Raw genomic sequence first — 25,572 nt, forward strand, 5'->3', positions numbered from 1 at the left:
AAGATTAATCATCGTTAGTTTTATTCTCTATTAATTTATTCTTTTCGAAGATATAAATCTTATCTATACTTCCGTCTTTTTTATATTTAATAAACTCACCGTGAAATCCTCCATTTTTACAAGTGTATTGTTCTTTTAATACCCCATTTTCATAGTACTCTTTCCAAACACCTGTTTTATATCCATTTTCATTATACTGACCATCAATCTCAATTTGACCAGAGAGGTAATACGTCCTACTTTTACCAATTACTTTATTATTTAAATAGGTGTAAGATGTTTTAATGTTACCGTTTGGGTGGTAATAGATTAAATCTCCATCAATAATCTTATCATCTTTATAAATCGCCTCAACATGAAGATCTCCACCATAATGAAACTCTTTATACTCGCCATCCATTTTACCATTCACATAGTTGGTATAACTAGCTAATTCACCGTCTGGCTGAAATCTGTAACTAGTATTATCTAATAATCCGTTTGAAAAATTTTGAGCAGAGTTTATAAACCCATGTACACTAAAAAAGAACCAAACTCCTTCTTTTTTATTCTCTTTTAAAACACCTATACTCTTTAATACCTCATTATCATAATATTCTTTTTCCAATACAACTTTTGAAAACTTTTGTTTTTCACCTTCTTTGTAAAAAGAAAACTTTCTTACAAAACCTTTTCCATCGAAATATGCATAAAGTCCTTCTTTCTGCTTATTTGATATCTTCCCTATTTCCGTTACCGAATTATTTTTATTATACTCAACACTAAAAATATCTTGAGCCCAAAACATATTTGTAAATAAAGCTATGAACGTAGCTACTAAGATTGACTTTTTCATTATTAAATAAATATTTCTTGTATTCACTATTCTTTGCAAAAAAGTAAATGTAACTATTATACTTAGAAAATTATATAACCTCAAACAACTTACCAGGCAAAGGTCTCACAACTCCCTTCAGTTCCATATTCAATAAAATACCTGCTATTTTATATGTTGGCATTTCGCATCGTAGTGCAATAACATCCAACAGCTCTTTATTATTCTCTTTTAAAAAATTATAAATGATTTTTTCATCGGGTTCTAATTCTACAAACAATTGTTTTTGTGCTACTGGTTTTTTATCAGATTCTAATTCCCAATTCAGCATGTAAGGCACATCTAAAGGATTAGACAGTAAATGTGCTTTCTGAAATTTTATCAAATTATTACAGCCAACACTTTGGCTATCTGTTGTTCTTCCTGGTACAGCAAATACTTCTCTGTCGTATGAATTTGCTATATCTGCAGTAACTAAACTGCCTCCTTTTTCGGCAGATTCAATAACGATTGTAGCTTCGCTAAGACCTGCAATAATTCGGTTTCTTTTTAGAAAATTGTTTCTATCAAAAGGATCAGTACTCCAAAAATCCGTGTAAAAACCACCATGATTTTCGATATCAGCCACATATTTTTTGTGCACTTTAGGATAAATTTGATTAAGTCCATGTGCCAAACAGCCAATGGTTTGTAAATTATGTTTTACCGCAGCTTTTTGAGCAGTAATGTCTGTTCCGTAAGCAAACCCAGAAACAATAATTGGATTGAATTGTGATAGTGATTCAACTAATTTTTCACAGAATCCGATTCCACTTGTCGTAATCTTACGAGCTCCAACGATACTGATAATATGTTGTTTCTTAAGATTTATATTTCCGGATTGGAATAATACAATTGGTCCATCGATGCAATGTTTTAATTTTTCAGGATAAGTGTTTTCTGTAAAATAATGTGCAAGAATATTATTGTCTTTGATGAATTTTAATTCATTTTCTGCTTCTTCAAGATGTGTTTTATCAAAAAGACCTTCTATGGTTATGGTTCCTATTCCATCAATTTTAAGCAGTTTCGATTTTTTTTCTTTTAAAACGGCTTCTGAAGAGCCACAATGATTTATTAATTTTTTAGCTGTTGTTGCACCAATTTTTGGCACGTGTTGTAATGCTAAAGCATAAATAAGTTGCTGGTCTGTCATTGAAAATCAGAAAATTAAAAAACCAAATCGTTAATTCACGAATATATTGCTTTTTGAAGAAAATCATTCCTCTATTGATAGCAAAAAACTGATGTTAATTATTTATTCTTTTGATGTTAATAACTAAGCTTAGTTAAGCTTCGTTCGGAATTAAAAATTTTTAACTTTGTTCGCATATGCAGTTAGAGACATACATTAGCGACCTTTTATACCGTTACGATTGTGTAACCGTTCCTGGTTTTGGAGCGTTTTTAACACAGCGTGTTTCAGCGAAGATTCACGAATCCACTCATACATTTTATCCACCCAAAAAGGTGTTGTCTTTTAACGAGCAGTTGCAGAAAAATGATGGCTTATTGGCTAACTATATCGCTGAGATTGAAAAAATACCATATGCGATTGCAACAAATAAGGTTTCAAAGAAAGTAAAAACAATAAAGTCGTATTTAGTTGAGGGAGAAACTATTCAGTTTGAAAATATTGGTGAACTGACTTTAAATACTGACGGAAAGATGGTATTTAATCCATCTCAACATGTTAATTACCTAACAGATTCCTTTGGCCTATCTCACTTTACATCATCTAATGTTACTCGTGAGATCTATAAAGAGACAGTTGAAAAAATTGAGGAAAAAACCCCAATTGCATTTACTCCAGAAAAACGCTCTAATAATAACTGGTTAAAATATGCAGCTACGGCTGTTATTGTTTTAGGCTTAGGCGGATTTTTTGGCAACAAATATTATAGTAATTCCATTGAAAAACATAATCAATTAGCACAAGAACAAGCTAATGAGCAATTAGACGCTAAAGTACAAGAGGCCACTTTTGTGATTAGCAATCCATTGCCTGCTGCGACTTTATCTCTAGATAAACAAAGCGGAAACTATCATATTGTTGCTGGTGCATTTAGAGTGGAAGCTAATTCTGATAAAAAAGTAAACCAACTTAGAGCTAAAGGTTATAAGGCTAGAAAAATTGGAGCTAACCGTTATGGTCTTCACGAAGTAGTTTATGCTAGTTTTGAAACCAGAGCAGAAGCACAACGCTCACTATACAAAATCCGTCGCGACCACAATCGTGATGCTTGGCTTTTGATTAAGAAACTAGATTAATTCTTACTTATCCCTTTATTTATTTTAAGCATCTTATCTTTGCACAAATTTTAAAAATTTATGCAATCAAGAACCGCAGCACAGTCTAAAACAATCGTTACTGATTTAGTGTTACCTAGTGAAACCAATCCTATCAATAATTTATTTGGTGGAGAGTTGTTGGCGCGTATGGATAGAGCTGCAAGTATTGCTGCTAGACGTCATTCTCGACGCATTGTAGTAACAGCTTCTGTAAATCATGTTGCTTTTAATAGGTCTGTACCTTTAGGAAGTGTTGTTATGATTGAGGCTAAAGTATCGAGAGCGTTTACCTCCTCAATGGAAGTATATATGGATGTGTGGATCGAAGACAGAGAATCCGGTGATCGTGTTAAAGCTAATGAAGCTATTTACACCTTTGTTGCTGTAGATGAAACTGGACGACCAGTAAAAGTTCCTGAACTTGTACCAGAAACCGAGTTAGAAAAACAACGTTTTGATGCTGCCCTAAGACGTAAACAGTTAAGTTTACTATTAGCAGGGAAAATAAAGCCAAATGATGCTACTGAGCTCAAAGCGCTTTTTGAGTAGTTTTTAAACCTTTTTCTTATCACTTAGTCTTATTGTAGAACCAAATTCATTTATGATGAGATATTTAGTTTATGCCTTCGTTTTTATTTTCGCATTAAGTTTTAACTCATGTGCTAGTCGTGTAGTCATTACTCAACCCTCAACAGTTACGGTTGTAAAAAAATTACCTAGAAATTATAAGGTGGTTCGTGTAAAAGGGAAGCGTTACTACTTTTTCAACGGAAATCATTATAGAAAAACCAGAAAAGGCTATGTTATTGTTAGAGTTTAATCAATTCTTTGATAACCAAGATTCTGGATTCAACTTTTTACCATTTTTATAAATCCTAAAATCAAGGAGTGTTTCTCCCTTTATTTTATTAGTAAAAACTTCACCTATTACTTGACCTGTGGTAATCTTATCTCCTTTTTTTACGTAGATCTTTGAAAGATTATGGTAGATCGAAAAGTAATTTCCATGTCTAATTAATATGGTTGGATTTCCTCTTTTCATTAAATGAATCTGTGAAACTTCACCGTTAAATACTGCTTTAACTTCAGCATCTTTTTCTGTGGCTATTTTAATACCCGAATTATTAACCTCAACAGAACTGTCTGTTAATGAACGCCCTTTGCCAAACCTAGCTTTTATAACGCCTCGTGACACTGGCCAACCCAATTTCCCCTTATTAGCTTCGAAATTAGAAGCTAGCTTTTTAGCTTCAGGTGTAAGGACAAATTTTCCTGTAGATGATTTTTTTCCTGCTTTTTTATTAGATGCAGCTATTGCTTCTTTAATTAAGCGATCTATCTCTTTATCTAAACGATCAGCCTCTTGTTTTTTCTTTTTGATTTGGGCTGCAAATTTACCCATATCAGCCTTTATAGAAGCCATTAAGACTTCACGCTGTTTCAATTCTCCTTCTAGCTCTCGCTTGGCGACTCTATTTTCTTCAATTAGTTTTTTCTTATCCTCCTTTTGCTTAGATAGTTGAATATTTCGATCTTGAAGTTCTTTGGTTTTAGCTTTAATTGCTTCGCCCTGTTCTTTTTGATAAGCCCTGTATTGTTTTATGTACTGCAATCTTTTATACGCTTGCTGAAAATTATCTGAAGACAACAAAAACATCACTTTACTTTGTTCTGATTTGCTTTTGTACGATTTTACAACCATGGCTGCGTAATCATCTTTTAATTCTTGAAGTTGGGTTCTAAGACTTGTTATTTCTTTCTGATTAGCGTTTATCTCTCTAGTTAATAGATTGGCTTGTTCATTGGTTATTCTAATTAGATTTTTTCTAGTATTTATTTTATAATTGAGATCTTCAATGAGTGTAATTGCAGACTTTTCTTCTTTCTTTTTAGTGAATAATAAAGCATTAATCTGCTTCATTTCCTTTATAATCTGCTGTCTCTGCTTTTCTAGTTTTTTTTGTTTATCACTTTGGGCTGAAACAGCAAAACAAGACAATATTAGAGTAAAAATAAGAGTAGTGTAAAAACGCTTAGTATTCATTATTTTATGACTATTTCTTTATATCCTGAAGGGATGTTAAATGGAAAACGCACTTCATTATTTAAGGATACAGATTTAAATTCCATAGTGACAGCAACCTCATCGGCATCTTCAACAGCAACAATTCTTATATTTTTAGGTAATATTTGTTTCTCAACTTCTTGGTACGATGAATAATCAACCTGAAGCATTCTTCTTTTCAACTGCTGATATAATTCTAAGCGATCCATCTTAAAATGTGATGGGTTAATTAAATAAAATAAGTCTATAAGTGCATTCTGATCTTTTGGACTTAAGGCATAAGAGTTACCACTTACAGATACCTGATGTGGTTCGTCTTTTAAGTTATATATAGCCTGACCTAACAAGATGTTTTGAACTTTCATATAATCGAGATCAACACCAACAAAATCACTTAATAATTTGTAATCGCCATCAAAATATTCGTTATCTAATTTATTATAGAATCTTACTTTATCTGGTGTTATCATCATACGAGCCATACCGAACGAAGCACTTAACCAAATCACTTTGTCTTTTTCCATTCTAAGGCTAAAGGTGTGGCCTTGTTCTTTTTCTCCTTGTATTAAGTCAATAGCAACCCTAGCATTCATCGTTTTAAAAGACGCATCATTTTTTTGATGCTGTTTTATAACCTGTTTAGATGAAAGTTTATCACTAGTCTCACCAGATGCTATGACACTTTTAGCTGACTTACAGCTAAATGCCATAACCAAAAGAATAGCACTTAAGGAAACTTTAGCGTTTTTATACAATTGAGTTATGTTCATTTATTGTTGGGCTTTTAGGGCTTGTGCCTTTTTAGCAAACGTTTCAGATTTATTAATATTATTTAGGGCTTTGTAGGCAATACTTAATTCTGAATAAAAATCGGCTTCCATAGTCGGATTATCAATTAAAAAGTCCAATCCGGTTTCTAAATTGTCTATTGCTTTTTTATTTTGATTCAAGTTGTTATTTGCTACACCGTTAACTAAATACAATATTGGTTGTGCAGGATACAGTTCTAGAGCGTGTTCACTATCATTTACAACAGCTTTGTAATCCTTTATATCTAATTGTAGTAGCAATACGTCTTTTATTAATTTAAAGTCGTTAGGGTCTTGTTTTAAGGCTTCCTTAAAGTTTGAAAGTGCTTTAGCCTTATCGCCAGCCTTTAGATAATAATGCCCTAAATCACTATGCGTTTGTGCATTTTTATTTTCGTCAACTAAGGCAGTAATGTCTATTAAATCCGATTCGTATTCTGGGTTTTTAGCTACAAAACCAACAAAATCTTTGAGCACCTTCGCTTTGGCATCAGAATTAATCTCTGGGCTTGTTAATGCTATTTTTACAGAACCAATTGCCTCATCTACTTTACCATCTTGGAGATAAAACTTGTACAATGCTAAATGCACAAACTTTGAATCTGGCTTAACTTTTAATAAGTTTTTAGCGGCTTTAAAAGCATTTTTTCGATCTCCTGTTTGACTATATCTGTAGATAAGCTTCAAATGATTGTCCTCGTTATTGGGATTATTGGCAATGCGTTGTTCTAAGTTTTCAATTCTATCATCTGCATTGCCTGTGATGCTATAAATATCGTTTCGCATAGCATCTCTAGATTCGCTAAGTCCAAATTCTTCATCTAGCTGATCTAAAAGCTCTAAAGCCTGATTATATTTTTCCTCTCTAACATAAAGTGCCGCTAGGTCTTCTTTATAATCTGGATGATATTTTACTAGTTGTTTTATAGTTTTTAGAGCATTTTTGATATCATCTTGCTGAAAATAAACATCGTAAAGCTCGTCCAAAAACCAAACATTGTCAGGCTGCATACTAATAGCTTTCTTTAGATTATCTTCTGCAGCACCAAAGTTTTTAAGTTTATTATAGTTTTTACCAAGCTCAAAGTAAATAACTGGAAGCTTGCTATTGAGGTTTAAACACTTATGGAGTGCATCAACTGCTCTATCATAATTTTCAATCCCTTTTTGTTTCAAAGCTTCGAAGAAATATTCTTGAAATTCGTCTTCTACATTTCCTAAATCATCATCTGGTCGTTTATTGAAATCGACCTGGGCAATAGCAAAGCTTGGTACTATGCAAAGTACCAGTAATAATCTTACTATTTCTTTATTCAATTTCATTTTTGATTCTTCACTATGCTCTGAATAATAATTATACTTTCAAAAGTTATTCCAAAACTGTATAATCGCCAATACTAATCTTCGTAAACTCACCATCATACTTTACATGATTACCAATCATAGCTTCGTCTAATTTAGCGTTTTTAATAGTGGTCTGATTCTGAATTAAGCTATTTTTAACGATTGAATTTTCTATAATACAATCTTTACCAATAGACACATGAGGCCCAACGGTTGCGTTTCTCAATACCGTTCCTTTTCCTATACAACAAGGTTCTATAACTGTTGAATTATCTAAAACGACAGAGTCATCAATTAATTGTTCTTCCTTATCGGCTGCTAAAAAGCCTAACATTTTAGCATTAGTTTCTAGAGTAACCGCTTTGTTTCCGCAGTCCATCCATTCGTCAACTGTTCCTGTTTTAAAAATTCGGCCATCAGCCATCATACGCTTTATACCATCATTAATTTGATATTCGCCTCCATTCATTACGTTTTCATCAAGTACTTCTTGAAGCTTCTCTTTTAAAACAGCTACGTCTTTGAAGTAATAGATACCGATAACAGCTTGGTCACTTACAAAGCTTTCTGGCTTTTCAACAAGCTCAACAATTTTTTCGTTTTCATCTAACTTAACCACACCATAGGCTTCTGGATTCTCAACGCGTTTTGTCCAAATCACACTATCTGCTGCTGGGTCTAAATCAAACTCTGCTCTAATCAAGGTGTCTGCATAGGCAATTACTGCTGGTCCTGATAATGATGGTTTAGCACTCATAATTGCATGACCAGTTCCTAATGGTTGGTCTTGTCTGTAAATGGATGCTTTAGCCCCTAAGTCTTCTGCCAGTTCAGTTAAACTCTCAACGACCTCATCTCCGAACCAAGCTGGATCACCTAAAACAAAAGCAATTTCTTCAATCGGTTGCTTTAAAACTTTAGCAATGTCTTTCACCAAACGATGTACTATCGGTTGACCTGCAACAGGAATTAATGGTTTTGGCACTGTTAAACTATGTGGTCTTAGGCGAGAGCCTCTGCCTGCCATTGGTACTATTATTTTCATTCTATAAGTTTATTCGTTGATTTATTTAATTGTTTTATTTAGTTCCTGTACTTCCAAAACCACCTTCACCTCTATCTGTTGAGGATAATTCTTCTGTCACTTCCCATTCTGCGCGTTCGTGTTTTGCTATTACTAATTGCGCAATTCGTTCCCCATTATTGATGGTGAAATCTTCATTAGAAAGATTCACTAAAATAACACCTATTTCACCTCTGTAATCTGCATCTATTGTCCCTGGTGCATTTAGTACTGTAATACCCTTTTTTGCGGCTAAACCACTGCGTGGTCTTACTTGTGCTTCAGTACCAATTGGTAATTCTATAAATAAGCCTGTACCCACTACAGTGCGTTCTAAGGGTTTTAAAATTCTGGATTCTGTTAAACTTGCACGCAAATCCATACCAGCTGACGCAATGGTTTCGTAATGTGGTAAATCGTGTCTTGATTTGTTTATGATTTTTATTTTCATGTTTTTAGCGTTTTAAGACTTGTTTTAGTTGGTTCTTTTCCAACACAATAACTAATCCCAAAAATACAATTAACATTGCAATTCCGACAACATAATTCTCTCGATATCCATAAAAAGACAATGCAGATAAACTAATTGAAATGAATAAGTACAATCCGATTTTTTTAAGGTTATATGGAATCGGGTAATATTTTCGCCCAAAATAATATGACAGTAGCATCATTACTGCATAAGCAATAAGCGTTGCAACAGCAGAAGCTTTATAAGAATAAGTTTCAATAAAGATGAAATTAATTGCGAGTGTCACAATAGCTCCAACGACTGAAATATAGGCGCCAAACTTAGTTCTATCTGTAATTTTATACCAAACGGAAAGGTTGTGATAAATACCTAGACAAAAGTTGGCTAAAAGTATAATGGGTACAATCCACATAGCCTCCCAATAGGCTTCACTTCTTATGATAAATGGTTTTAAAATATCTGCAAATACCACCACCGCAAGTAATATTATAGAACCAAAAGCCACAAAGAATTCTAAGATATTTGCATAGTTTTTTTGTGGATTTTTAGTCTTTGCATGACTAAAAAAGTAAGGTTCTATTCCTAAGCGGTAAGCCGTTGCAAAAAGCGTCATAAATAAGGCTAGCTTATAACAGGCTGAGTACATTCCGATGTCATTTTCAGCCACATCGGCTGGCAATAATTCTTTCAGCAATATGCGGTCAAAGGTTTCATTGATTGAAAACGCGATACCAGCAATTAATACTGGTATGGCATACTTCATCATTTGTTTCCATAGCTTTTTATCAAACCTATAATTAATCTTAGTGTAAAAAGAAAGCATTGCTAAAAGTGTAACTCCACTTGCTACCAGATTAGCGATAAATATATAACTGATTTCAAAGTTAGGTTTGTAAATGCTTTCAAACAGATTTCCGTTTTGGGCTAAGCCTTTTAGAGTCAATAAGAAGAATAGATTTAAACCAATATTAATAACAACATTAAGTATCTTAATAATGGCATATCGCATTGGTTTTTCGTTAGCTCTTAACCAAGCAAAAGGAATAATGACTAAGGCGTCTAGAAGTAATATCCAAATCACTAAGTTGATGTATTTTACATCTATACTAATAAAGTTGGCGATTTGATTTTGAAATACTAAGGCCAATATAAAGAATCCTAGTGATGATATTATCAGCGAAATAGTCGATGTGCTTACCACATTGTCTTTGTCCTCTTCTTTGTTGAAAAAGCGAAAAAATGCTGTTTCCATTCCATAGGCTAAAATCACATTAAACAATACGAAATATGAAAATATAACTGATACCTTGCCGTATTCCGCTGGATTAGCAAGAACTGCTTCACTTGTATATAATGGTACAAGTAAAAAGCTTAACATTCTAGGCAACACAGTTGCTAAACCATATATAAATGTCTGTTTAAAAAGTGATTTGAATCCGCTCAATCTAAAACTATTGATTTGACCCAAAAGTATTGAAATAATATCAAAAGGTTCTTTTTTTCAACTTCAGATTAGTGCATAAAAAAGTCTTATGATATTGGTAAGACTTTTTTTAGTTTTAATTAAATATTTTATTCGCTATCATCATCATTAGTTGCGACTATTGTAGAGGACTTATTGTCATAAATTGATGGTGGTCCATTTTCGTAATAGGTCCCTTCCATTTCTCTTACGTTTACTACTTTAAGATATTTTGTTTCACCGTTTTCGATATATCTTATAGCACATTCATTATTATTTAAGGTAAATGGATAATCATCAGATTTTTGTGTTCCCCTAAATGTGTAATAAGGCGAGTCATTCTTTAGAATTGCAAAATACTTGTCGTCTTTTACAACAAGTTTGCCTTTAAGGTTTTTAAAATAAACGCTATCAATAGTAATATCGCTGCGCTTATTAACGACAGGAACAAAAACATTAACACCAGTTCCACCAACTTTGATACCTGCATACCATTCTTGAAAATAAACAGATTTAACTTTAAATGATGTTGGTTTTTCAAAAGTAGTGGTTACTTCTTTTGGACTTGCACATTGCAAAGTAGTCGCAAAGATACCTGCAAAAACTATGGCATAACATGCACTTTTTAATAGTTTCATTATAATGTAGGTTAAGATTTGGAAGAGCAATATAGATAAAAAAACCAAAAACATCGTTAAAAAGTGTATTTTATCGATGAAATACATAATTATTTAATATCAATACAAAAAAAACCTAACTCGTTAAAGTTAGGTTTAATGGTTTATTCTTTAATTAATTTTAACCTAATTCTGAATATTATTTATTCAGACATTAATTCTTTTAAAATATAAAGTTCTTTTTTTGCTTGGTTGAAAATCAAAAATACACCCAAAACTAAAACTATTACTCCAGAAACTTGAATGTAGGTGTAAAAACCACTTGACAGGCCTGCCTCAAAATATGGCATCAATATTAAAAACCCAATAACATACAAAAGAAGAATGATAGGTGTAAAAATATAATGCGTCGTAACTCGTCTTTTGTAATAGCCTAAAAGACTTTCTTTGAAAGACTTAAAATCGAGATTATAATTTATGCCTTTTAAATTATTAATGCTCAAAAGTTCGATTATAATTCTTGCAATTAATACCATAATCATCAGTCCTAGCGATAAAGTTGCTTTAACTTCCAAATAAGCTTTTACATAGAGAAAAAAACCAATTAAAATTGCTATAGTTATTCCCAATATTATATTAGTAATCTGTTGTTTGTTTTTTAACTCGTTAGTTTTTTTAAATACTTCTTTGAGTCCTTTATCTGTTCCTTCAATATCAGGTTGGTTTTGCCATTCTGATTGTATGTTTTCAAAATTATTCATTGCTCACACATTTAGTTAATTTGTCTTTAATTCGGCATATCCTTACTCTTAAAGTTTCATAATTAATGCCTATAATTTCAGCTATTTCCTTTTGAGGCAGTCCCTCTAATTCCAATAAGATGATGGCCTTATTATCATCGTTCAGTTTATTGATACAATTATATAGTTGTTTGAATTTTGATTCTCTATTTTCAACATCATTATCTATATGGATTTTCAAATCAGGCGGTAAATTATTGGTTGTCTTCCTCTTTTTATTTGTTCTTAAATAGATTAAACATGTATTAACCGTAATTCTATAAATCCAAGTAGATATGCTTGATTCCTTTCTGAAATTTTTAAGATTATCCCAAACTTTTATAAACACATCCTGAGCTAAATCTTGTGCTTGTACTTTGTTACCATTGACATAGCCCAAACATAATCGCATGACTTTTGGATAGTTTTCAGAATAAATAATATTGAAATTCTCTTGATTCATTTTTATTCCAATTCGCTTTTAATCGCTTCTAAAAGCCACTCTGGTTGGTCGTACATAATAAAATGTGCAGAATCCTTGGCATACTTAATCTGGTAATCCTGAAGGTTTTTGTATTGATCTTTATAAGTCATTTTAACCGTTTCTTCCCCATAAGGTTTAGTAGCCGCCAACAACAACACGGGAATTTTAATTTTTATAATGTCCTCTCGTAGATCTAACTTCAAAAGATCAGTAAAACCATATACATAAGTTTCTCTGTCTGTATTGATAATCCAATCTTTTATTACTTGCTTCTTTTCTTCATTTAAAACCATTCCTGATGCCATTTGCGATGCCATAGTTTCAAAATCTTTACTACTCATACTAATCATCTGTTTATTGTATGGTGTATCGTAGGCAATCATGTCGCTATTGTAATTAGGAATCATTAAAGCACCTGTTGATGGTAGCGCGTCAACAGCTATAATTTGTTGAAAGCTTTCATTATCCTCAGCAGCTAACCATAGACTCAAAGTACCACCTAAACTATGACCAATTAAAATGATATTCTCAAGATTTTTATCTGAAATATATGCCGTTATTTCATTTTTAATCTTTGGTAACCACGGTTTTTCAATTGCTGGTACATCCCCAAAACCTGCAAATGTAAAGACATGACATTCATTCGTTTTTGAAAGTTCATTAACTACATCATCCCAAACTTCACCAGGACAAGTGAATCCTGGAAATAAAAAAATAGGATTCCCTTTACCAGTTACTGTTACTTCAAAAGCTTTGTTTTGAGAAATTACCGAAGCGGAAATGAAAAGTGTTAAGATTAGAAGTTTGAATTTGATAGTTTTCATAATGTTATTTTTTATTTGTTTTCCTTTTAGATACAAAATGAAAAAAATGTTACATGAAAACACAAAAAAACCTAACTCTTTAAAGTTAGGTTTTATACTATTTTAAGATACTGAAACAAATTCAGCATGACAAATCTTAATTATTCAATGCTTCCGCACCACCAACAATCTCTAGGATTTCGTTAGTAATCGCTGCTTGTCTTGCTTTGTTATAAGTTAATTTCAACTGATCTCTTAACTCCGTTGCATTATCTGTGGCTTTGTGCATTGCTGTCATACGTGCACCATGCTCAGAAGCAAAAGAATCTCTAATACCTTTAAACAATTGCGTTTTTAATGACTTAGGAATTAAAGTCTCAACAATCTCTTGTTTAGAAGGTTCAAAAATGTAATCTAAATTTACATCAGCGTCTCCCTCAACAGGAACAATCGGTAAAAATTGCTCCGTCATTACGATTTGAGTTGCTGCATTTTTAAAGCTATTGTATACTAATTCAATCTTGTCGAAATCACCACTAACAAATTTTTCCATTAGCATCTCTGCTATTTCCGCAACATTATCAAAAGTTAAATCATCGAAAACTTCACTTTTGTTCGCTATGACTCTATCTTGTTTTGCAAAAGCATCGTTAGCTTTTTTACCAATTGCTAAAACAGATACACTTTTGTCTGAATAATCACTAATTAAAGCATTAGTCTGTTTAATGATGTTAGAGTTAAAAGCACCACATAACCCTCTATTAGAAGTAATAGCTACAATTAAAACATTATTTACCTCTCTCTGAACAGCGTACTTACTACCAGAATCTGCATCTAATGTTGCACTTAAACTCTGAAGTAATTCTGTTAACTTATTAGAGTAAGGACGCATCGCAGTAATAGCATCTTGAGCTTTCTTTAACTTGGCAGCCGATACCATTTTCATGGCACTAGTAATCTGCATCGTAGAAGATACTGATGATATTCTGTTACGTATTTCTTTTAAGTTTGCCATAATCTCTTTTTGACATTATTTGAGATCCTAAAACAAGTTCAGGATGACAAAGATTTTATCCTCTATACTTTCCTGTAAGGTCTTTAGCTACATTTGTTAATGTGTCAATTACCTCATCAGTTAATTTACCTGCTTTTAAAGTACTCAAAACGTCACTATGCTTCGCTTTAAGGAACTCTAAATAATCGCGCTGAAATTCTCTTACTTTCTCAACAGGAACGTCTCTTAATAAGTTCTTAGAACCTGCGTATATAATAGCAACTTGATCTTCTACTCTAAAAGGATCATTTTGCGCTTGTTTTAAGATTTCAACATTACGCTTTCCTTTTTCAATTACATTTAAAGTTGAGGCATCTAAATCTGAACCAAACTTAGCAAACGCTTCTAATTCACGGTACTGCGCTTGATCTAATTTTAATGTTCCAGATACTTTCTTCATTGATTTAATCTGTGCATTACCACCAACACGAGATACAGAGATACCTACGTTAATTGCTGGACGAACACCCGAGTTAAATAAATCACCATCTAAGAATATCTGACCATCTGTAATCGAAATTACGTTCGTTGGAATATATGCCGATACGTCACCTGCTTGTGTTTCAATAATTGGTAAAGCTGTTAATGAACCACCACCTTTAACCATTGGCTTAAGCGAATCTGGTAGATCATTCATTTCTTTAGCAATGGCATCATTATTAATGATTTTCGCAGAACGTTCTAATAATCTTGAGTGTAAATAAAATACATCACCAGGATATGCCTCACGTCCCGGAGGACGTCTTAATAATAAAGATACTTCACGGTAAGCAACAGCTTGCTTTGATAAATCATCAAAGACAATTAAGGCTGGACGACCAGTATCTCTAAAGTATTCTCCAATAGATGCTCCAGTCATTGGTGCATATACTTGCATTGCAGCGGGATCTGATGCGTTTGCAGCTACTATTGTAGTATACGCTAGAGCTCCTTTTTCTTCTAGAGTTTTAGCAATTAGAGCTACAGTTGAAGCCTTTTGACCTACAGCAACATATATACAATATACAGGCTCACCTGCATCGTAAAATTCTTTTTGGTTTATAATAGTATCAATACAAACAGCTGTTTTACCAGTTTGACGGTCACCAATTACCAACTCACGTTGCCCTCTACCAACTGGAATCATAGCATCAATTGCCTTAATACCTGTTTGCATTGGCTCAGTTACTGGCTCTCTATATATAACACCTGGTGCTTTACGCTCTAAAGGCATTTCGTATGTTTCGCCAGCAATTGGTCCTTTACCATCAATTGGGTTACCCAAAGTATCTACAACACGTCCAACAATACCTTCACCTACTTTTACAGATGCGATACGTTCCGTACGTTTTACTGTAGACCCTTCTTTTACTCCTACTGAAGTACCTAAAAGTACAATACCTACGTTATCTTCTTCAAGGTTAAGTACAATTCCTTCTGCACCACCATCGAATTCTACTAATTCACCATATTGTGCGTTAGCCAATCCATAAGCACGTACAATACCATCACCTACAGTTAATACTGTTCCTACTTCGTCTAATGAAGCTCCTGCTTCAAAACCTGAAAGTTGTTGTTTTAAGATTGCTGATATTTCAGCTGGTTTTACTTCTGCCATCTTTTATTTATATTAGATAGATATTATCTTAATTTAATGTAAATTCTCTTTTTAATTTATCGAGCTTATTTGCGATACTAGCATTATACTGAATATCACCTACTCGAAGAATGAAACCACCTAAAATGCTTTCATCTATTATATTTTCTACTTCTGCTTCCTTACCAGTAAGTTCTTTTACTTTAGCTAATACTTTAGTTTTTAAATCTGCTGTTAAAGGCACTGCTGTTGTCACTGTTGCAACTTGAGTTCCTCTCATGTGATCATATAACTCTGTATAACTAGCAGCTACATCATTTAAAAGCGCTAGTCTCTTATTAGAGATTAAAGTATCAATAAGATTAGTTGTAGCAACATTAGCATTTTTAAATACCGATGTTAATACAGCTTTCTTATCTGAAGATCTTACTACAGGACTTTGAAGCATCTGATTTAAATCTTCACTCTGTGCAATTGCATTAGTGATAGATTTCATATCACTGTTTACAGCCTCCGCAGATTTTTGATCTGTTGCTAAGCTTAAAACTGCTTTTGCATAACGTATTGCTGCTCTTGATCCTGACATTTATTTTAGTTTAAAGTTGCTTCACCTAACATATCTTCAACCAACTTTAATTGCTTGTCTTTGTTAGATAATTCATCACGCACTACTTTTTCTGCAATATCTAGTGATAATCCTGCTACATGACTCTTTAATTCTGCCATTGCTGCTTTCTTTTCACTTTCTATTGCTAATTGCGCTTGCTCTATCATTTTACTTGCTTGGGCTTGAGCTTCATCTTTGGCGTCTGAAACAATTTTGTTCTTCATGTCGCGAGCATCTTTTAACATCGCTTCGCGCTCAGCACGTGCTTCTTGTAAAATACGTTCGTTATCAGCAGTAAGATTTTCCATCTCTTTACGTGCATTTTCAGCTGAAGCTAGAGCATCTTTGATGCCCTCTTCTCTTTCGCTTACAGCACCTAAAATTGGTTTCCAAGCGAATTTTCTTAGAATAAATAGTAAGATTAAAAATGTGATTAATGTCCAAAAGACTAATCCAAAACCTGGTTTAATTAATTCCATTTGATATATTGTTTAAATATAAATTTTAGTTCTATAACCATTTAAATTAGTTAACACAGAAGCAACCAACCGTTACTTCTGTGTTTAATTTAATTACTTTAAGATAATGGCTGCAACCACACCGAATAAAGCTACCGCTTCAACGAATGCTGCTAAAATCAATGCAGAAGATTGAATCTTACCGTGCATCTCTGGTTGACGTGCCATTGCTTCCATAGCAGATCCACCGATTTTACCAATACCAATACCAGCTCCAATGGCTGCTAAACCAGCTCCTAAAGCCGCGATTCCTGTAATAGTCATAATATAAAATTTAAATTAATTAATGATGTGCTTCTTCAGTTGCCATACCAAAATAAAGAGCTGACAACACTGTAAATATATATGCTTGTATTGCTGTTACAATAATTTCTATAATTCCAATAAATAATGCAAAAGGAACGGATACTAATCCCATAAACTCAGTCTTAAAGATGAATATTAATGAGTATAGTGCCAAAATAATGATGTGACCCGCTGTGATATTGGCAAACAAACGAATCATCAGGGAAATTGGCTTTGTAAACATTCCAATAATTTCAATTGGCATTAAAAATATTTTCATTGGTACAGGTACTCCTGGCATCCAAAAAATATGCTTCCAATAGTTTTTATTTCCACTAAATGTTGTAATTACAAAAGTTATAAACGCCAGAGTTAAAGTAAATGCGATATTTCCACTAAGATTGGCTCCATTAAAAATTGGAATCAAGCCAAAAATATTATTGATCCAAATAAAGAAAAATACAGTTAATAGATATGGCATGTATTTCTTGTACTTGTGCTCACCAATCATTGGTTTCCCAATTTCATCACGCACAAAAACTACTAAAGGCTCTACAAAGCTGCCTAGTCCTGATGGTACATTATTTTCACTTTTCCTGTAACTACGTGCGGCAGAAAAGAATATAAATAGTAAAACCGCAACAGAAACCCACATCATGAAAACATTTCTAGTAATAGAAAAGTCTAAAGGCATTTTTGCATTCGTAGGATGATGCTCTGCATCGTATGATACTATTGATTCGCCATCATTTAACTGATAGATTTTTTCATGAACGTTTACGAAGCGACCTCCATTTTTTTCAACAATAACTTTACCATTATAATCATGATGAAATTCTGAAGACATAAAAGTTGTTAAACCATTGTCTGTCCACAGTATAACAGGAAGAGGAATACTAATGTGGTGCTCGTCTTCTTTACCTTCGTTTAGGGTAATGATGTGCATACCATATGCATCCTTAACGTGATGCATAATCATTTCATTTGCGTCGAATTCTTTTTCGTCTCCTCCTTCTTTAGTTTCAGAGGCAAAACCAATATTAAATGTAGTTATAAATAACGCAGATAATATTATGTTTTTAAAGGTGTTTATTCTCATTCTAACGGGCTTAAAAATACCTTGCTTTAAATTCGGTGCAAATGTACACACATTAAATGAATTGACAAATAATAATTTGTCTATAATTTTAAATGGCTTTTTATCGATTAAAACCGCTGATTTATAGGTGTTTTAAAATTTGTTTTTAAGATTTTTGAAGAAATTTAGTTAAGGCAAAAACTTCAAAAAACAAATACAAGAAATATGGAATAAAAAAATTGAAAACATCTGGCTGTTTATTTTCAAAGTCTGAGAGCAATAATGGTAATAAAAACAATATCGCTAAAATCATTTTAAGAAACGTCATTATCATGAATAGATTGAAAATTTCTTTTTTGCCAGACGAAAACCTATAGTTGATAATAGAATAAAACAGTAAAGTGATAATGAAATGAAACGTATAAATCTGCCAAATCGGAAGAAAGAATGTAGTTTCTTTTACAAAGTGATACAATAGGTAACTATGTATCGCGAACAATAAGATACTAACACCTATTAATTGCAGTAGAAAAGCTATTTGCCGCTTTTTAAAATCTTCCATTTTAATTTATTGATCATCTTTTGAGGCTGCAATAATACGTCTTATTACATAAACAATTGAAGCTATAACGGAACTTAAAGCAAATACTAAGGTGTATAGGTTGTGTTTGTTAGGGTAATTTTCATCGAGTTTTACACCAATAAAAGTCCCCACACCAATTATAGCGAACATTTGAATTGCAATACCTGAAAAGCGTGCATAAGAATTAAGCCTGTCTTTCTGGTCTTGTACTGGTTTGCGCTGCTGCTTGTTGTGGTTTAGCTTGCTCATTAGATAAGGCTTTAACTGTACCCTTCATACTACATGTAGCATTAAATGCTGCACCTGGTTCTACAGCTAATTTAGTTATGTGTACTTCACCTTCGATGTGTGCAGTAGATTTAAGTGATAATGTTCCTGATAAAATTAGTTTACCTGAAAATTTTCCTTCAAAATCAGCATTTTCTCCTTGTAATGTACCTTTGATAAATCCGGATTTACCTACTACTATTTTGCCAGATGTTTTTACGTTACCCTCAACGGTTCCGTCTATTCTAAAAGGGCCTTGACTTGCTATATCGCCTACTATTTTAGTGCCTTGTGCTATGATATTCTGAGATGTACTTGTTTCCATAGTTGTTTGTTGTTTTGGTTTTTTGTTATCTGAAGAAAACATGTTGATTTGGTTTTAATTTATTGTAGTTTTAAATATGCATTTAAGTTTTTATGTCGTTGAATAATAGCATAGTTTGGTGATGAAATGGCAAAATACTCTTTTGTGATTTTTGGTTTTACTGGTCTTCCTCTTTTGTCTTTTTCATCTGACAGAAGTATTTGAGCAAAACCACTAGCTCCACCAATACTTTTTAAGCCATGAACAACTACAAAGGTAGTGTTTTCGTCATAAACATCCTTTGAGGTTGAAAGGTCGAAATATTTTATTTTTGCTACCTCTTCATCTAAAATCTTTATGAAGGCGTCAATATCTTCACCAGAATTGTTGTCAAACTGATATATCACATTAAATTTTTGGGCCTTCTCGTCTGTTAAAAATTCCTTTTTCGCTAATACAGGAATTGCATCCTGCATAATGTCTTGTGCTTTTTTACCTTCTTCTGTATTGGGATATGTTAAGGCAATGTAATCGATGCCTTGCTTGTAGGCTTCAAAACCAAAAAGTCTCCCATTGGCTGAAGTTTTTAGTATTTCGAATTTAGGCACAAAATCATCCCCTTCTAATCGTTTTATTTGAGCTTCTGCCTCCGCAATGACCTCAGCGTATTCTTCGTTATTAAATTGCTCGTATAATCTTTTATAGATTGCTTCAGGACTATTTTTGTCTTTAGATAACTCGGATTGTGGGTTTAATAGAATTTCGGCATAGCGCGATTCTGGATAGTTTTTTATGATATCGCTTTTAATCGTTTCTGCCTTTCTATTTAATCCCAATTCAATGTAAATCCTATATAAATTATACTTTGAAGGTAAAATCAATCGGTCTTCAGGATTGTTTTCTAAAAGTTTTTCGAGCTTAGTCTTTGCTAATTGATACTCTTTAAATTTCTCCTTGTAAATAATTCCCAGTTGATAATATGCAAAGTTTCTTTCTTTTGCAATACTATCAATTTCACTTTGCTTTGTTGGAAGTGACGCCAAGTATGTTTCGGGATTAAAACGTTCATCTTCTACTAAATCTTTTACCTCTCCATCTGTTGTAGTTGTCACTATACTAGCCCGTTGGTCAGAAAGTCTCCAATTATCCTGAAGCTTACGATCACCCCAAAGTTTTAAAAATTCATTTTTGCCATAAGCAACCGTTGTAGGATTATAAAAATAGAAACGGCTATTACCACTATTATTGTCTTTAGTGCTTTGGTTTCTAGCTAATCCTGGTGGATTGCTTGGACTACTTAAGCTTCTTTGGTTAACATTGGTAGCTTGTGTAGCCTGATTTTGTTGCTTATCTAAAGCTTCTTCTTTTTGCTTTTGTTCTTCTAAAGCTTTCAGTCTCAAATTTTCGGCATGTTCTGCATAGATGGCCAATTGTTCTTCTTTTGGAAGCTTAATAATATTTAAAATACTATCATTAGTTTGAGCAATACCTTCATAGTAAATTACATCGTCAAGATTTTCGCGTTTTCTTTTTATAACTCTATAGGGTTTTGAGTTCTGAACCATGGAAGTCATTGTACTATCGTAATACGCTCCTGCAGTTTTATAAACATTTCGGTCAAAATACATGTTACCTAGCGTCTCATAATTTAGAGATTTTAAGTATTTATCCGAAGTAATTTTACGAAGCGATTTGTTGTAGTACACTTCCGAAAGACTATCTGAAGCTTCATTGCGATGAAATTCTGCAATCCTATAATAGATTTTATCTAAAAAAGGTCTATTCTCTCTATTTTCTTCTAGTTCAGTAAGATATTCTTGAAATTCAATTAAGTCACCATCTGCAGTGTCAAAATTGTTAGATTTTTGAAGATGTGCATTAATATAAAAAGCTCTTGGAATTTGACGATGCATATCTATAATAGCATCAAACTCAATATTAGCACTGTCTTTTTTACCAAACTCATTATACAATTGACCTCTTATAAAATGATAGCGTGCTTTTTCGTTTTTAATTTTGGTTTGTTCTGCGGCAATTGCCAACTCTATTAACGCACTATCCTTGTGCTTTAAATTAATATAAGCATGAGCTAAAGCAGCTTTTGCATCTGCTAAATCTTGATCTTCTAGGTCTTCTTCTTCAAGGAGGCGTTTTAGCTTTTTAATCGCACCTTCATTATTGTCTAAGCGAATACTCGTTTTTTCTCGCCATATTTTAACCTGATTAATTTTATCACTAGTAGGATACTTATTGAGAATATTATTGAAAGCTGCCAAAGCTGGTACAAAACGTTGGTCGAAATAACGTGCTTTTCCTAAAAGTAAATAGGCTTCATCGATCTGCGGGTTTTTTTCTTTACCTTCTATGTTCATCCCATGAACCTGAATGGCTTTAATCGCTTTTTCTTCGGCCCTATCAAAATCTGCGTTTTTTGATTGCCCAGGAAGAAAAATATCTTCCTCTAACTTCATGCGTTCAACAGGTAAAAGTTCCCAAAAATTCTCTGTAAATGCATCGTTAACACCCTCCTTTCCACGCTCTAAAGCTAAGTTGCCGTTATAGAGTACATTATATTTAGTACCCAAGGCGTGAAAACTTCTGTTGAGAAACTTATCTTTTTTTCGTGAGCAACCTTGGGCGACAAATGCCGCACAAAAAAGAGGTAATATGATTTTGTAATAGGTCTTCAACGTTGGTTCTATTTGGTTAATAGATAACTAAAATGTTGGGTGTTTAGTGTGTTAAGTGGTAAAAATAAACATCTTTTTGAATTTTTGATGTTATTTCAGTGTTTTTCGAGGTAATACAATACGTTAAAGCATAAAAAAGCCCGTAACTAAAATAATTACGAGCTTTGATAATATATATAGATTGGTTGTTATTCTTCTTCTTGGTTAGCCATAGTGCTACTTGCAAAATGTGCTTCAAGTTCTTTTAAGGTTGCTGGATTAGTTTCTAAATCCTTAATAACATTTCCTTTTTCTAAAACAACAATACGCTCACACACATCTGTAACATGCATTAAATCATGACTAGACACCAAAATGGTGACTCCTTGTTTTTCTGCCAAATCTTTAAGGATTTGTTTTAAGCGAATTTGAGTTGTTGGGTCTAGATTAGCAAAAGGCTCATCTAGAATAATAACCTCTGGGTTGCCAATAAGTGCCGCAACAATACCAGCTTTCTTTTGATTTCCTTTACTTAAGTCTCTCAGGTATTTTTTCTTTCCTATGATTTCGCCATTAAAGAAATCTTCAAACTTAGAGGTTAATGCATCTACATCTGCTTTATTTTGCCCACGTAAGTCTCCAATAAAATAAAAGTATTCTTCTGGTGTTAAATAGCCGATTAAGAAACTTTCGTCTATAAAAGATGATGTAAAAGGTTTCCAATCTTCACTTTCATCTACCACTATACTGTTACTAGTAATATTTCCTGTTGAAGGTTTTATTAAATCTAGCAATAAACTGAAATAGGTAGTTTTACCAGCTCCATTGTTACCAACTAAACCAAAACTTTGGCCTTTAGGAATACTTAATTCTTCTACATTAAGAACCGTAGTTCCGTTATATGATTTTGAAAGGTCTTTTGTATGTATCATTTGTTGATTTTTTAACTGTCTTGACTAAAGGCGTCAATCATTTTATATTTTGAATCTAAATAACGTTTTGTGATTAGTTTCATTAGTTTTTTATGTAGAACAATACCTGCTATACCCATTAAGATAAGCACTGCAATACCTGTTTCGAAACCAAATAACCAATTTATTATTGCAAAAATTCCCATTGGTAAAAGCATTAATGGCAAACCTATAATCCATTGCACTGCACCAGTACCTTGATAGTTAAATGCAGCTCTTTGGTTTAGGTCTATCTTTTTTCTGTTGAATGAACCCCCAAAAAGAATCACATGGGAGTTAACACCAATGTTGTATATAGCAGCTGCAAAATGAGCGATTAAAATTTTCCAACCGAAATACACATATGGTATACTTAAAACGAACATTATACCAACACTTAGAATCATTAAGACAAACTTTGATCTTAAATACTGTTCGTACTTAATATTTTGACTCATCAACATCTTGTAATAACCGCTATCCCAAGCTGGAATAAACTGTCCAAAATTAATAAGGAAAATCCCTGTTACAAATATGCCTATAAATGGAAACAACCAAACCATGTCTCTATACATCGGTTGAGGGTAGAAAAATAAGCCATACACCAATCCAATCACCATAATGAATACAGACGATTTTGTACGCTTATTTCTCCAAATTAGCTTTAAATCTAATTGCATAAAAGGCGCAATATCCCCAAAATGTCTTGTCCAAGATAAATCTGCTGCTTTTACCTCAGTCACCTTAGATTTTAAAGAGCTATCCAAAAACAGTTTATCCCTTAGTAATTTGAAATTATACCAATAGCACAACGCCAAAACACCTAATGGAATAAGAACTAAAATCGGATTATTAGAAATTGCCAATAATGCATCTCCAATAGCTGATTTAATTGGTAATACATTAAAATAATCTAAGCCATATAAAGTTCCAACCACCACTATTAAGGGTAAAAAAGACAATTCTTTTTCTGCCGAAAAAGCTTCAATAATAAAGTTGAAGAAATTTATGATTAGCACAATAATAATCATGGTGAACATCCATGTTAATATCTGTGATGCTGCATAACCATCGGCAATCAACATTATGCTAAAAGGGATAATAGCGAATAATGGCAAAAAGTTAAAGAAGGACAGGGCTGATTTTCCTAAAACATAATTGACCACTGTAGATCTTTTGATTGGCAATGTTAGTAAAGGCTTTACACTCATTACTGGCAGTTTCTGTAAAAAGAAACGCATCATGAGGTCCACCATGATCCAGAAAAACAAAAATCCGTTTGCGACTACAAAAGGGTCTTGCTCTGGAAAAAGTTTTTTAAGAATAGGAAGTAGTCCAAAACCAAGGCCTAAAAAAATGACAATAAAGTATAGTGCGAAAAACACTAGTAGAATATTTAGACCTAAACTCTTTTGCCAATAAGAAGAACGAAAATACTGTTTCCACTCTAGATTAATGAAGTGTTTTATCATAGTTGTTATTGGTTAGTTTTTCATATTAGTAAACATAATCGTTAATTTGTTACAAACAAAGTTAACTTTAGTGCTAGCTTCCTTATTTTTGCAAAAAAATTACATTAATGTCACAATTTCATACCCTTAATATAAAGTCAGTTGAAAAAGTAACTGCACAATCAATAGCTATTTCATTTGATGTTCCTGAAAACTTAAAAGAAGATTTTAGCTTTAAGGCTGGGCAATACATAACGCTTAAGACCGCTATTAACGGAGAAGAAGTTAGAAGAGATTATTCTATTTGTTCCTCTAAAAATAGTGGAGAAGTAACAGTCGCGGTAAAAGCAGTAGAGGGCGGAACTTTTTCTGTCTATGCCAATTCTCAACTTAAAGCCGGAGATGCTATTGATGTCTCTATTCCAAACGGTCGTTTTGTTTTTGAAGCCAACGATGCTAAAACAAGAACTATTGCTGCATTTGCAGCTGGAAGTGGTATTACTCCGATTTTAAGTATTGCCAAAACACTGTTGGAGGACGAGCCCTTCAGTAATTTTGTGTTAATTTATGGAAATAAATCTTCGGAAAACACCATGTTTTTTAAAGAGCTTGTAGAATTACAAGCACATTATGGTAATCGTTTTCATGTGCATTTTATTTATAGTCAGTTAAACGAAGAAGGTGCTTTATTTGGACGTATTGAAAAAAGTACGGTTAATCTTATTATGAAAAATAAGTACAAGGGTGTTACCATTGAAAACTTTTATCTCTGTGGACCAGAACAAATGATTCATACCGTAAAAGAGGTTTTGATTGAAAATGGTGTAAAAGAGAAAGCGATTTTATTTGAATTATTTACTGTTCCTGTGGAAACAGAATCTGACTCTAATACAGAAAAGTTATCAGGAAATTCAAAAATTAAAGTGCTTGTTGATGACGAAGAATTTGAGTTTGAAATGTCTAAGGAAAAAACTATTCTTGAAGCGGCACTAAAACAAGATATTGATGCGCCTTATTCTTGCCAAGGTGGTATTTGCAGTAGTTGTATCGCCAGATTAACAGAAGGCGAGGCTAAAATGCGACAGAATAACATTCTTACTGATGGTGAAGTTGCTGAAGGATTAATTTTAACTTGCCAAGCGCATCCTACTTCAGATAGTTTGATTGTAGATTATGATGATGTTTAG

At 33.0% G+C, this 25,572-nt stretch carries 27 protein-coding genes; 4 read left to right on the top strand and 23 right to left on the bottom strand.

Annotated elements, in window-relative coordinates; all coding sequences use genetic code 11:
• Positions 1-4: 4 nt before the first annotated feature.
• Together Q0822_RS05355 and dprA are read right to left on the bottom strand one after the other, a co-directional pair.
• Entirely contained in the window at positions 5-835 is an 831-nt protein-coding gene (locus Q0822_RS05355; protein WP_299121121.1) for a hypothetical protein, read from the bottom strand.
• Positions 836-905: 70 nt separating this feature from the next.
• Entirely contained in the window at positions 906-2,009 is a 1,104-nt protein-coding gene (gene dprA, locus Q0822_RS05360; RefSeq protein ID WP_299121123.1) for a DNA-processing protein DprA, read from the bottom strand.
• A 176-nt stretch (positions 2,010-2,185) separates the two neighbouring features.
• Between dprA and Q0822_RS05365 the strand changes: the two genes are divergently transcribed.
• From Q0822_RS05365 to Q0822_RS05375, 3 genes are read left to right on the top strand one after another with little or no spacing between them, the layout of a single operon-like run.
• Positions 2,186-3,124: an SPOR domain-containing protein gene (locus Q0822_RS05365; RefSeq protein ID WP_299121125.1), complete on the top strand. Its 939-nt coding sequence runs from the start codon at positions 2,186-2,188 to the stop codon at positions 3,122-3,124.
• A 60-nt stretch (positions 3,125-3,184) separates the two neighbouring features.
• The gene (locus Q0822_RS05370; protein WP_299121126.1) at positions 3,185-3,694 is read left to right on the top strand and encodes an acyl-CoA thioesterase; all 510 of its coding nucleotides are present in this window, start codon (positions 3,185-3,187) and stop codon (positions 3,692-3,694) included.
• A 52-nt stretch (positions 3,695-3,746) separates the two neighbouring features.
• Entirely contained in the window at positions 3,747-3,965 is a 219-nt protein-coding gene (locus Q0822_RS05375) for a DUF6515 family protein (RefSeq protein ID WP_299121127.1), read from the top strand.
• Here Q0822_RS05375 and Q0822_RS05380 read toward each other — a convergent pair whose 3' ends face one another.
• The 21 genes from Q0822_RS05380 to Q0822_RS05480 form a co-directional block, all read right to left on the bottom strand.
• Positions 3,966-5,189, bottom strand: a complete 1,224-nt coding sequence (locus Q0822_RS05380) for a peptidoglycan DD-metalloendopeptidase family protein (protein ID WP_299121130.1) — start codon at positions 5,187-5,189, stop codon at positions 3,966-3,968.
• Positions 5,189-5,980 carry a DUF4292 domain-containing protein gene (locus tag Q0822_RS05385; protein ID WP_299121133.1) on the bottom strand — a complete coding sequence of 264 codons (792 nt, stop codon included), beginning with the start codon at positions 5,978-5,980 and terminating at the stop codon, positions 5,189-5,191. The genes Q0822_RS05380 and Q0822_RS05385 overlap by 1 nt, the downstream gene beginning before the upstream one ends.
• Positions 5,981-7,342 (bottom strand): tetratricopeptide repeat protein, encoded by a 1,362-nt coding sequence (locus tag Q0822_RS05390; RefSeq protein WP_299121135.1) that lies wholly within the window; start codon positions 7,340-7,342, stop codon positions 5,981-5,983. It lies immediately after the preceding gene.
• A gap of 46 nt (positions 7,343-7,388) precedes the next feature.
• The gene (locus Q0822_RS05395; RefSeq protein WP_299121137.1) at positions 7,389-8,408 is read right to left on the bottom strand and encodes a sugar phosphate nucleotidyltransferase; all 1,020 of its coding nucleotides are present in this window, start codon (positions 8,406-8,408) and stop codon (positions 7,389-7,391) included.
• A gap of 34 nt (positions 8,409-8,442) precedes the next feature.
• On the bottom strand, positions 8,443-8,877 hold the full coding sequence (gene dut / locus Q0822_RS05400; protein WP_299121140.1) for a dUTP diphosphatase: 435 nt from the start codon (positions 8,875-8,877) through the stop codon (positions 8,443-8,445).
• A 4-nt stretch (positions 8,878-8,881) separates the two neighbouring features.
• Positions 8,882-10,342 carry an oligosaccharide flippase family protein gene (locus Q0822_RS05405; protein WP_299121143.1) on the bottom strand — a complete coding sequence of 487 codons (1,461 nt, stop codon included), beginning with the start codon at positions 10,340-10,342 and terminating at the stop codon, positions 8,882-8,884.
• Positions 10,343-10,470: 128 nt separating this feature from the next.
• Positions 10,471-10,998, bottom strand: a complete 528-nt coding sequence (locus tag Q0822_RS05410) for a hypothetical protein (RefSeq protein WP_299121146.1) — start codon at positions 10,996-10,998, stop codon at positions 10,471-10,473.
• Positions 10,999-11,180: 182 nt separating this feature from the next.
• Complete coding sequence (locus Q0822_RS05415; RefSeq protein WP_299121148.1) at positions 11,181-11,738, bottom strand: hypothetical protein; 558 nt, start codon at positions 11,736-11,738, stop codon at positions 11,181-11,183.
• Entirely contained in the window at positions 11,731-12,219 is a 489-nt protein-coding gene (locus Q0822_RS05420; protein ID WP_299121150.1) for a sigma-70 family RNA polymerase sigma factor, read from the bottom strand. Before Q0822_RS05420 ends, Q0822_RS05415 begins: the two co-directional genes overlap by 8 nt.
• 2 nt (positions 12,220-12,221) lie before the next feature.
• The gene (locus tag Q0822_RS05425; RefSeq protein ID WP_299121153.1) at positions 12,222-13,064 is read right to left on the bottom strand and encodes an alpha/beta hydrolase; all 843 of its coding nucleotides are present in this window, start codon (positions 13,062-13,064) and stop codon (positions 12,222-12,224) included.
• A gap of 136 nt (positions 13,065-13,200) precedes the next feature.
• Positions 13,201-14,058 carry an ATP synthase F1 subunit gamma gene (gene atpG / locus Q0822_RS05430; protein WP_299121155.1) on the bottom strand — a complete coding sequence of 286 codons (858 nt, stop codon included), beginning with the start codon at positions 14,056-14,058 and terminating at the stop codon, positions 13,201-13,203.
• 55 nt (positions 14,059-14,113) lie between these two features.
• The gene (gene atpA / locus Q0822_RS05435) at positions 14,114-15,694 is read right to left on the bottom strand and encodes a F0F1 ATP synthase subunit alpha (protein ID WP_299121157.1); all 1,581 of its coding nucleotides are present in this window, start codon (positions 15,692-15,694) and stop codon (positions 14,114-14,116) included.
• 28 nt (positions 15,695-15,722) lie between these two features.
• A complete protein-coding gene (gene atpH, locus Q0822_RS05440; protein ID WP_299121160.1) occupies positions 15,723-16,259 on the bottom strand; it encodes an ATP synthase F1 subunit delta in 537 nt (178 codons plus the stop codon).
• 5 nt (positions 16,260-16,264) lie between these two features.
• Positions 16,265-16,759 carry a F0F1 ATP synthase subunit B gene (locus Q0822_RS05445; protein WP_299121163.1) on the bottom strand — a complete coding sequence of 165 codons (495 nt, stop codon included), beginning with the start codon at positions 16,757-16,759 and terminating at the stop codon, positions 16,265-16,267.
• A gap of 93 nt (positions 16,760-16,852) precedes the next feature.
• A complete protein-coding gene (gene atpE / locus Q0822_RS05450; protein WP_299121164.1) occupies positions 16,853-17,062 on the bottom strand; it encodes an ATP synthase F0 subunit C in 210 nt (69 codons plus the stop codon).
• Between the two features lie 19 nt (positions 17,063-17,081).
• Positions 17,082-18,182, bottom strand: coding sequence for a F0F1 ATP synthase subunit A (atpB, locus tag Q0822_RS05455; protein ID WP_299121166.1), 1,101 nt, complete (start codon positions 18,180-18,182; stop codon positions 17,082-17,084).
• A 547-nt stretch (positions 18,183-18,729) separates the two neighbouring features.
• Positions 18,730-18,993, bottom strand: coding sequence for an AtpZ/AtpI family protein (locus Q0822_RS05460; protein WP_299121168.1), 264 nt, complete (start codon positions 18,991-18,993; stop codon positions 18,730-18,732).
• Entirely contained in the window at positions 18,929-19,378 is a 450-nt protein-coding gene (locus Q0822_RS05465; protein ID WP_299121171.1) for a polymer-forming cytoskeletal protein, read from the bottom strand. Before Q0822_RS05465 ends, Q0822_RS05460 begins: the two co-directional genes overlap by 65 nt.
• 17 nt (positions 19,379-19,395) lie before the next feature.
• Positions 19,396-21,900, bottom strand: coding sequence for a tetratricopeptide repeat protein (locus Q0822_RS05470; protein ID WP_299121174.1), 2,505 nt, complete (start codon positions 21,898-21,900; stop codon positions 19,396-19,398).
• Between the two features lie 293 nt (positions 21,901-22,193).
• A complete protein-coding gene (locus tag Q0822_RS05475) occupies positions 22,194-22,916 on the bottom strand; it encodes an ATP-binding cassette domain-containing protein (protein WP_299121177.1) in 723 nt (240 codons plus the stop codon).
• Positions 22,917-22,927: 11 nt separating this feature from the next.
• Entirely contained in the window at positions 22,928-24,406 is a 1,479-nt protein-coding gene (locus Q0822_RS05480) for a DUF5687 family protein (RefSeq protein ID WP_299121180.1), read from the bottom strand.
• Positions 24,407-24,513: 107 nt separating this feature from the next.
• On the opposite strand from Q0822_RS05480, the gene Q0822_RS05485 reads away from it, so the two are divergent.
• A complete protein-coding gene (locus Q0822_RS05485) occupies positions 24,514-25,572 on the top strand; it encodes a ferredoxin--NADP reductase (RefSeq protein WP_299121182.1) in 1,059 nt (352 codons plus the stop codon).

This window comes from uncultured Winogradskyella sp., from assembly GCF_947496485.1.
GTDB lineage: Bacteria > Bacteroidota > Bacteroidia > Flavobacteriales > Flavobacteriaceae > Winogradskyella.

What these genes read in the sequence shown, in the direction of transcription:
- Q0822_RS05355 (WP_299121121.1), bottom strand. Translation starts at nt 835, where the DNA reads ATGAAAAAGTCAATCTTAGTAGCTACGTTCATAGCTTTATTTACAAAT.
- dprA (WP_299121123.1), bottom strand. Translation starts at nt 2,009, where the DNA reads ATGACAGACCAGCAACTTATTTATGCTTTAGCATTACAACACGTGCCA.
- Q0822_RS05365 (WP_299121125.1), top strand. Translation starts at nt 2,186, where the DNA reads ATGCAGTTAGAGACATACATTAGCGACCTTTTATACCGTTACGATTGT.
- Q0822_RS05370 (WP_299121126.1), top strand. Translation starts at nt 3,185, where the DNA reads ATGCAATCAAGAACCGCAGCACAGTCTAAAACAATCGTTACTGATTTA.
- Q0822_RS05375 (WP_299121127.1), top strand. Translation starts at nt 3,747, where the DNA reads ATGATGAGATATTTAGTTTATGCCTTCGTTTTTATTTTCGCATTAAGT.
- Q0822_RS05380 (WP_299121130.1), bottom strand. Translation starts at nt 5,189, where the DNA reads ATGAATACTAAGCGTTTTTACACTACTCTTATTTTTACTCTAATATTG.
- Q0822_RS05385 (WP_299121133.1), bottom strand. Translation starts at nt 5,980, where the DNA reads ATGAACATAACTCAATTGTATAAAAACGCTAAAGTTTCCTTAAGTGCT.
- Q0822_RS05390 (WP_299121135.1), bottom strand. Translation starts at nt 7,342, where the DNA reads ATGAAATTGAATAAAGAAATAGTAAGATTATTACTGGTACTTTGCATA.
- Q0822_RS05395 (WP_299121137.1), bottom strand. Translation starts at nt 8,408, where the DNA reads ATGAAAATAATAGTACCAATGGCAGGCAGAGGCTCTCGCCTAAGACCA.
- dut (WP_299121140.1), bottom strand. Translation starts at nt 8,877, where the DNA reads ATGAAAATAAAAATCATAAACAAATCAAGACACGATTTACCACATTAC.
- Q0822_RS05410 (WP_299121146.1), bottom strand. Translation starts at nt 10,998, where the DNA reads ATGAAACTATTAAAAAGTGCATGTTATGCCATAGTTTTTGCAGGTATC.
- Q0822_RS05415 (WP_299121148.1), bottom strand. Translation starts at nt 11,738, where the DNA reads ATGAATAATTTTGAAAACATACAATCAGAATGGCAAAACCAACCTGAT.
- Q0822_RS05420 (WP_299121150.1), bottom strand. Translation starts at nt 12,219, where the DNA reads ATGAATCAAGAGAATTTCAATATTATTTATTCTGAAAACTATCCAAAA.
- Q0822_RS05425 (WP_299121153.1), bottom strand. Translation starts at nt 13,064, where the DNA reads ATGAAAACTATCAAATTCAAACTTCTAATCTTAACACTTTTCATTTCC.
- atpG (WP_299121155.1), bottom strand. Translation starts at nt 14,058, where the DNA reads ATGGCAAACTTAAAAGAAATACGTAACAGAATATCATCAGTATCTTCT.
- atpA (WP_299121157.1), bottom strand. Translation starts at nt 15,694, where the DNA reads ATGGCAGAAGTAAAACCAGCTGAAATATCAGCAATCTTAAAACAACAA.
- atpH (WP_299121160.1), bottom strand. Translation starts at nt 16,259, where the DNA reads ATGTCAGGATCAAGAGCAGCAATACGTTATGCAAAAGCAGTTTTAAGC.
- Q0822_RS05445 (WP_299121163.1), bottom strand. Translation starts at nt 16,759, where the DNA reads ATGGAATTAATTAAACCAGGTTTTGGATTAGTCTTTTGGACATTAATC.
- atpE (WP_299121164.1), bottom strand. Translation starts at nt 17,062, where the DNA reads ATGACTATTACAGGAATCGCGGCTTTAGGAGCTGGTTTAGCAGCCATT.
- atpB (WP_299121166.1), bottom strand. Translation starts at nt 18,182, where the DNA reads ATGAGAATAAACACCTTTAAAAACATAATATTATCTGCGTTATTTATA.
- Q0822_RS05460 (WP_299121168.1), bottom strand. Translation starts at nt 18,993, where the DNA reads ATGAGCAAGCTAAACCACAACAAGCAGCAGCGCAAACCAGTACAAGAC.
- Q0822_RS05465 (WP_299121171.1), bottom strand. Translation starts at nt 19,378, where the DNA reads ATGTTTTCTTCAGATAACAAAAAACCAAAACAACAAACAACTATGGAA.
- Q0822_RS05475 (WP_299121177.1), bottom strand. Translation starts at nt 22,916, where the DNA reads ATGATACATACAAAAGACCTTTCAAAATCATATAACGGAACTACGGTT.
- Q0822_RS05480 (WP_299121180.1), bottom strand. Translation starts at nt 24,406, where the DNA reads ATGATAAAACACTTCATTAATCTAGAGTGGAAACAGTATTTTCGTTCT.
- Q0822_RS05485 (WP_299121182.1), top strand. Translation starts at nt 24,514, where the DNA reads ATGTCACAATTTCATACCCTTAATATAAAGTCAGTTGAAAAAGTAACT.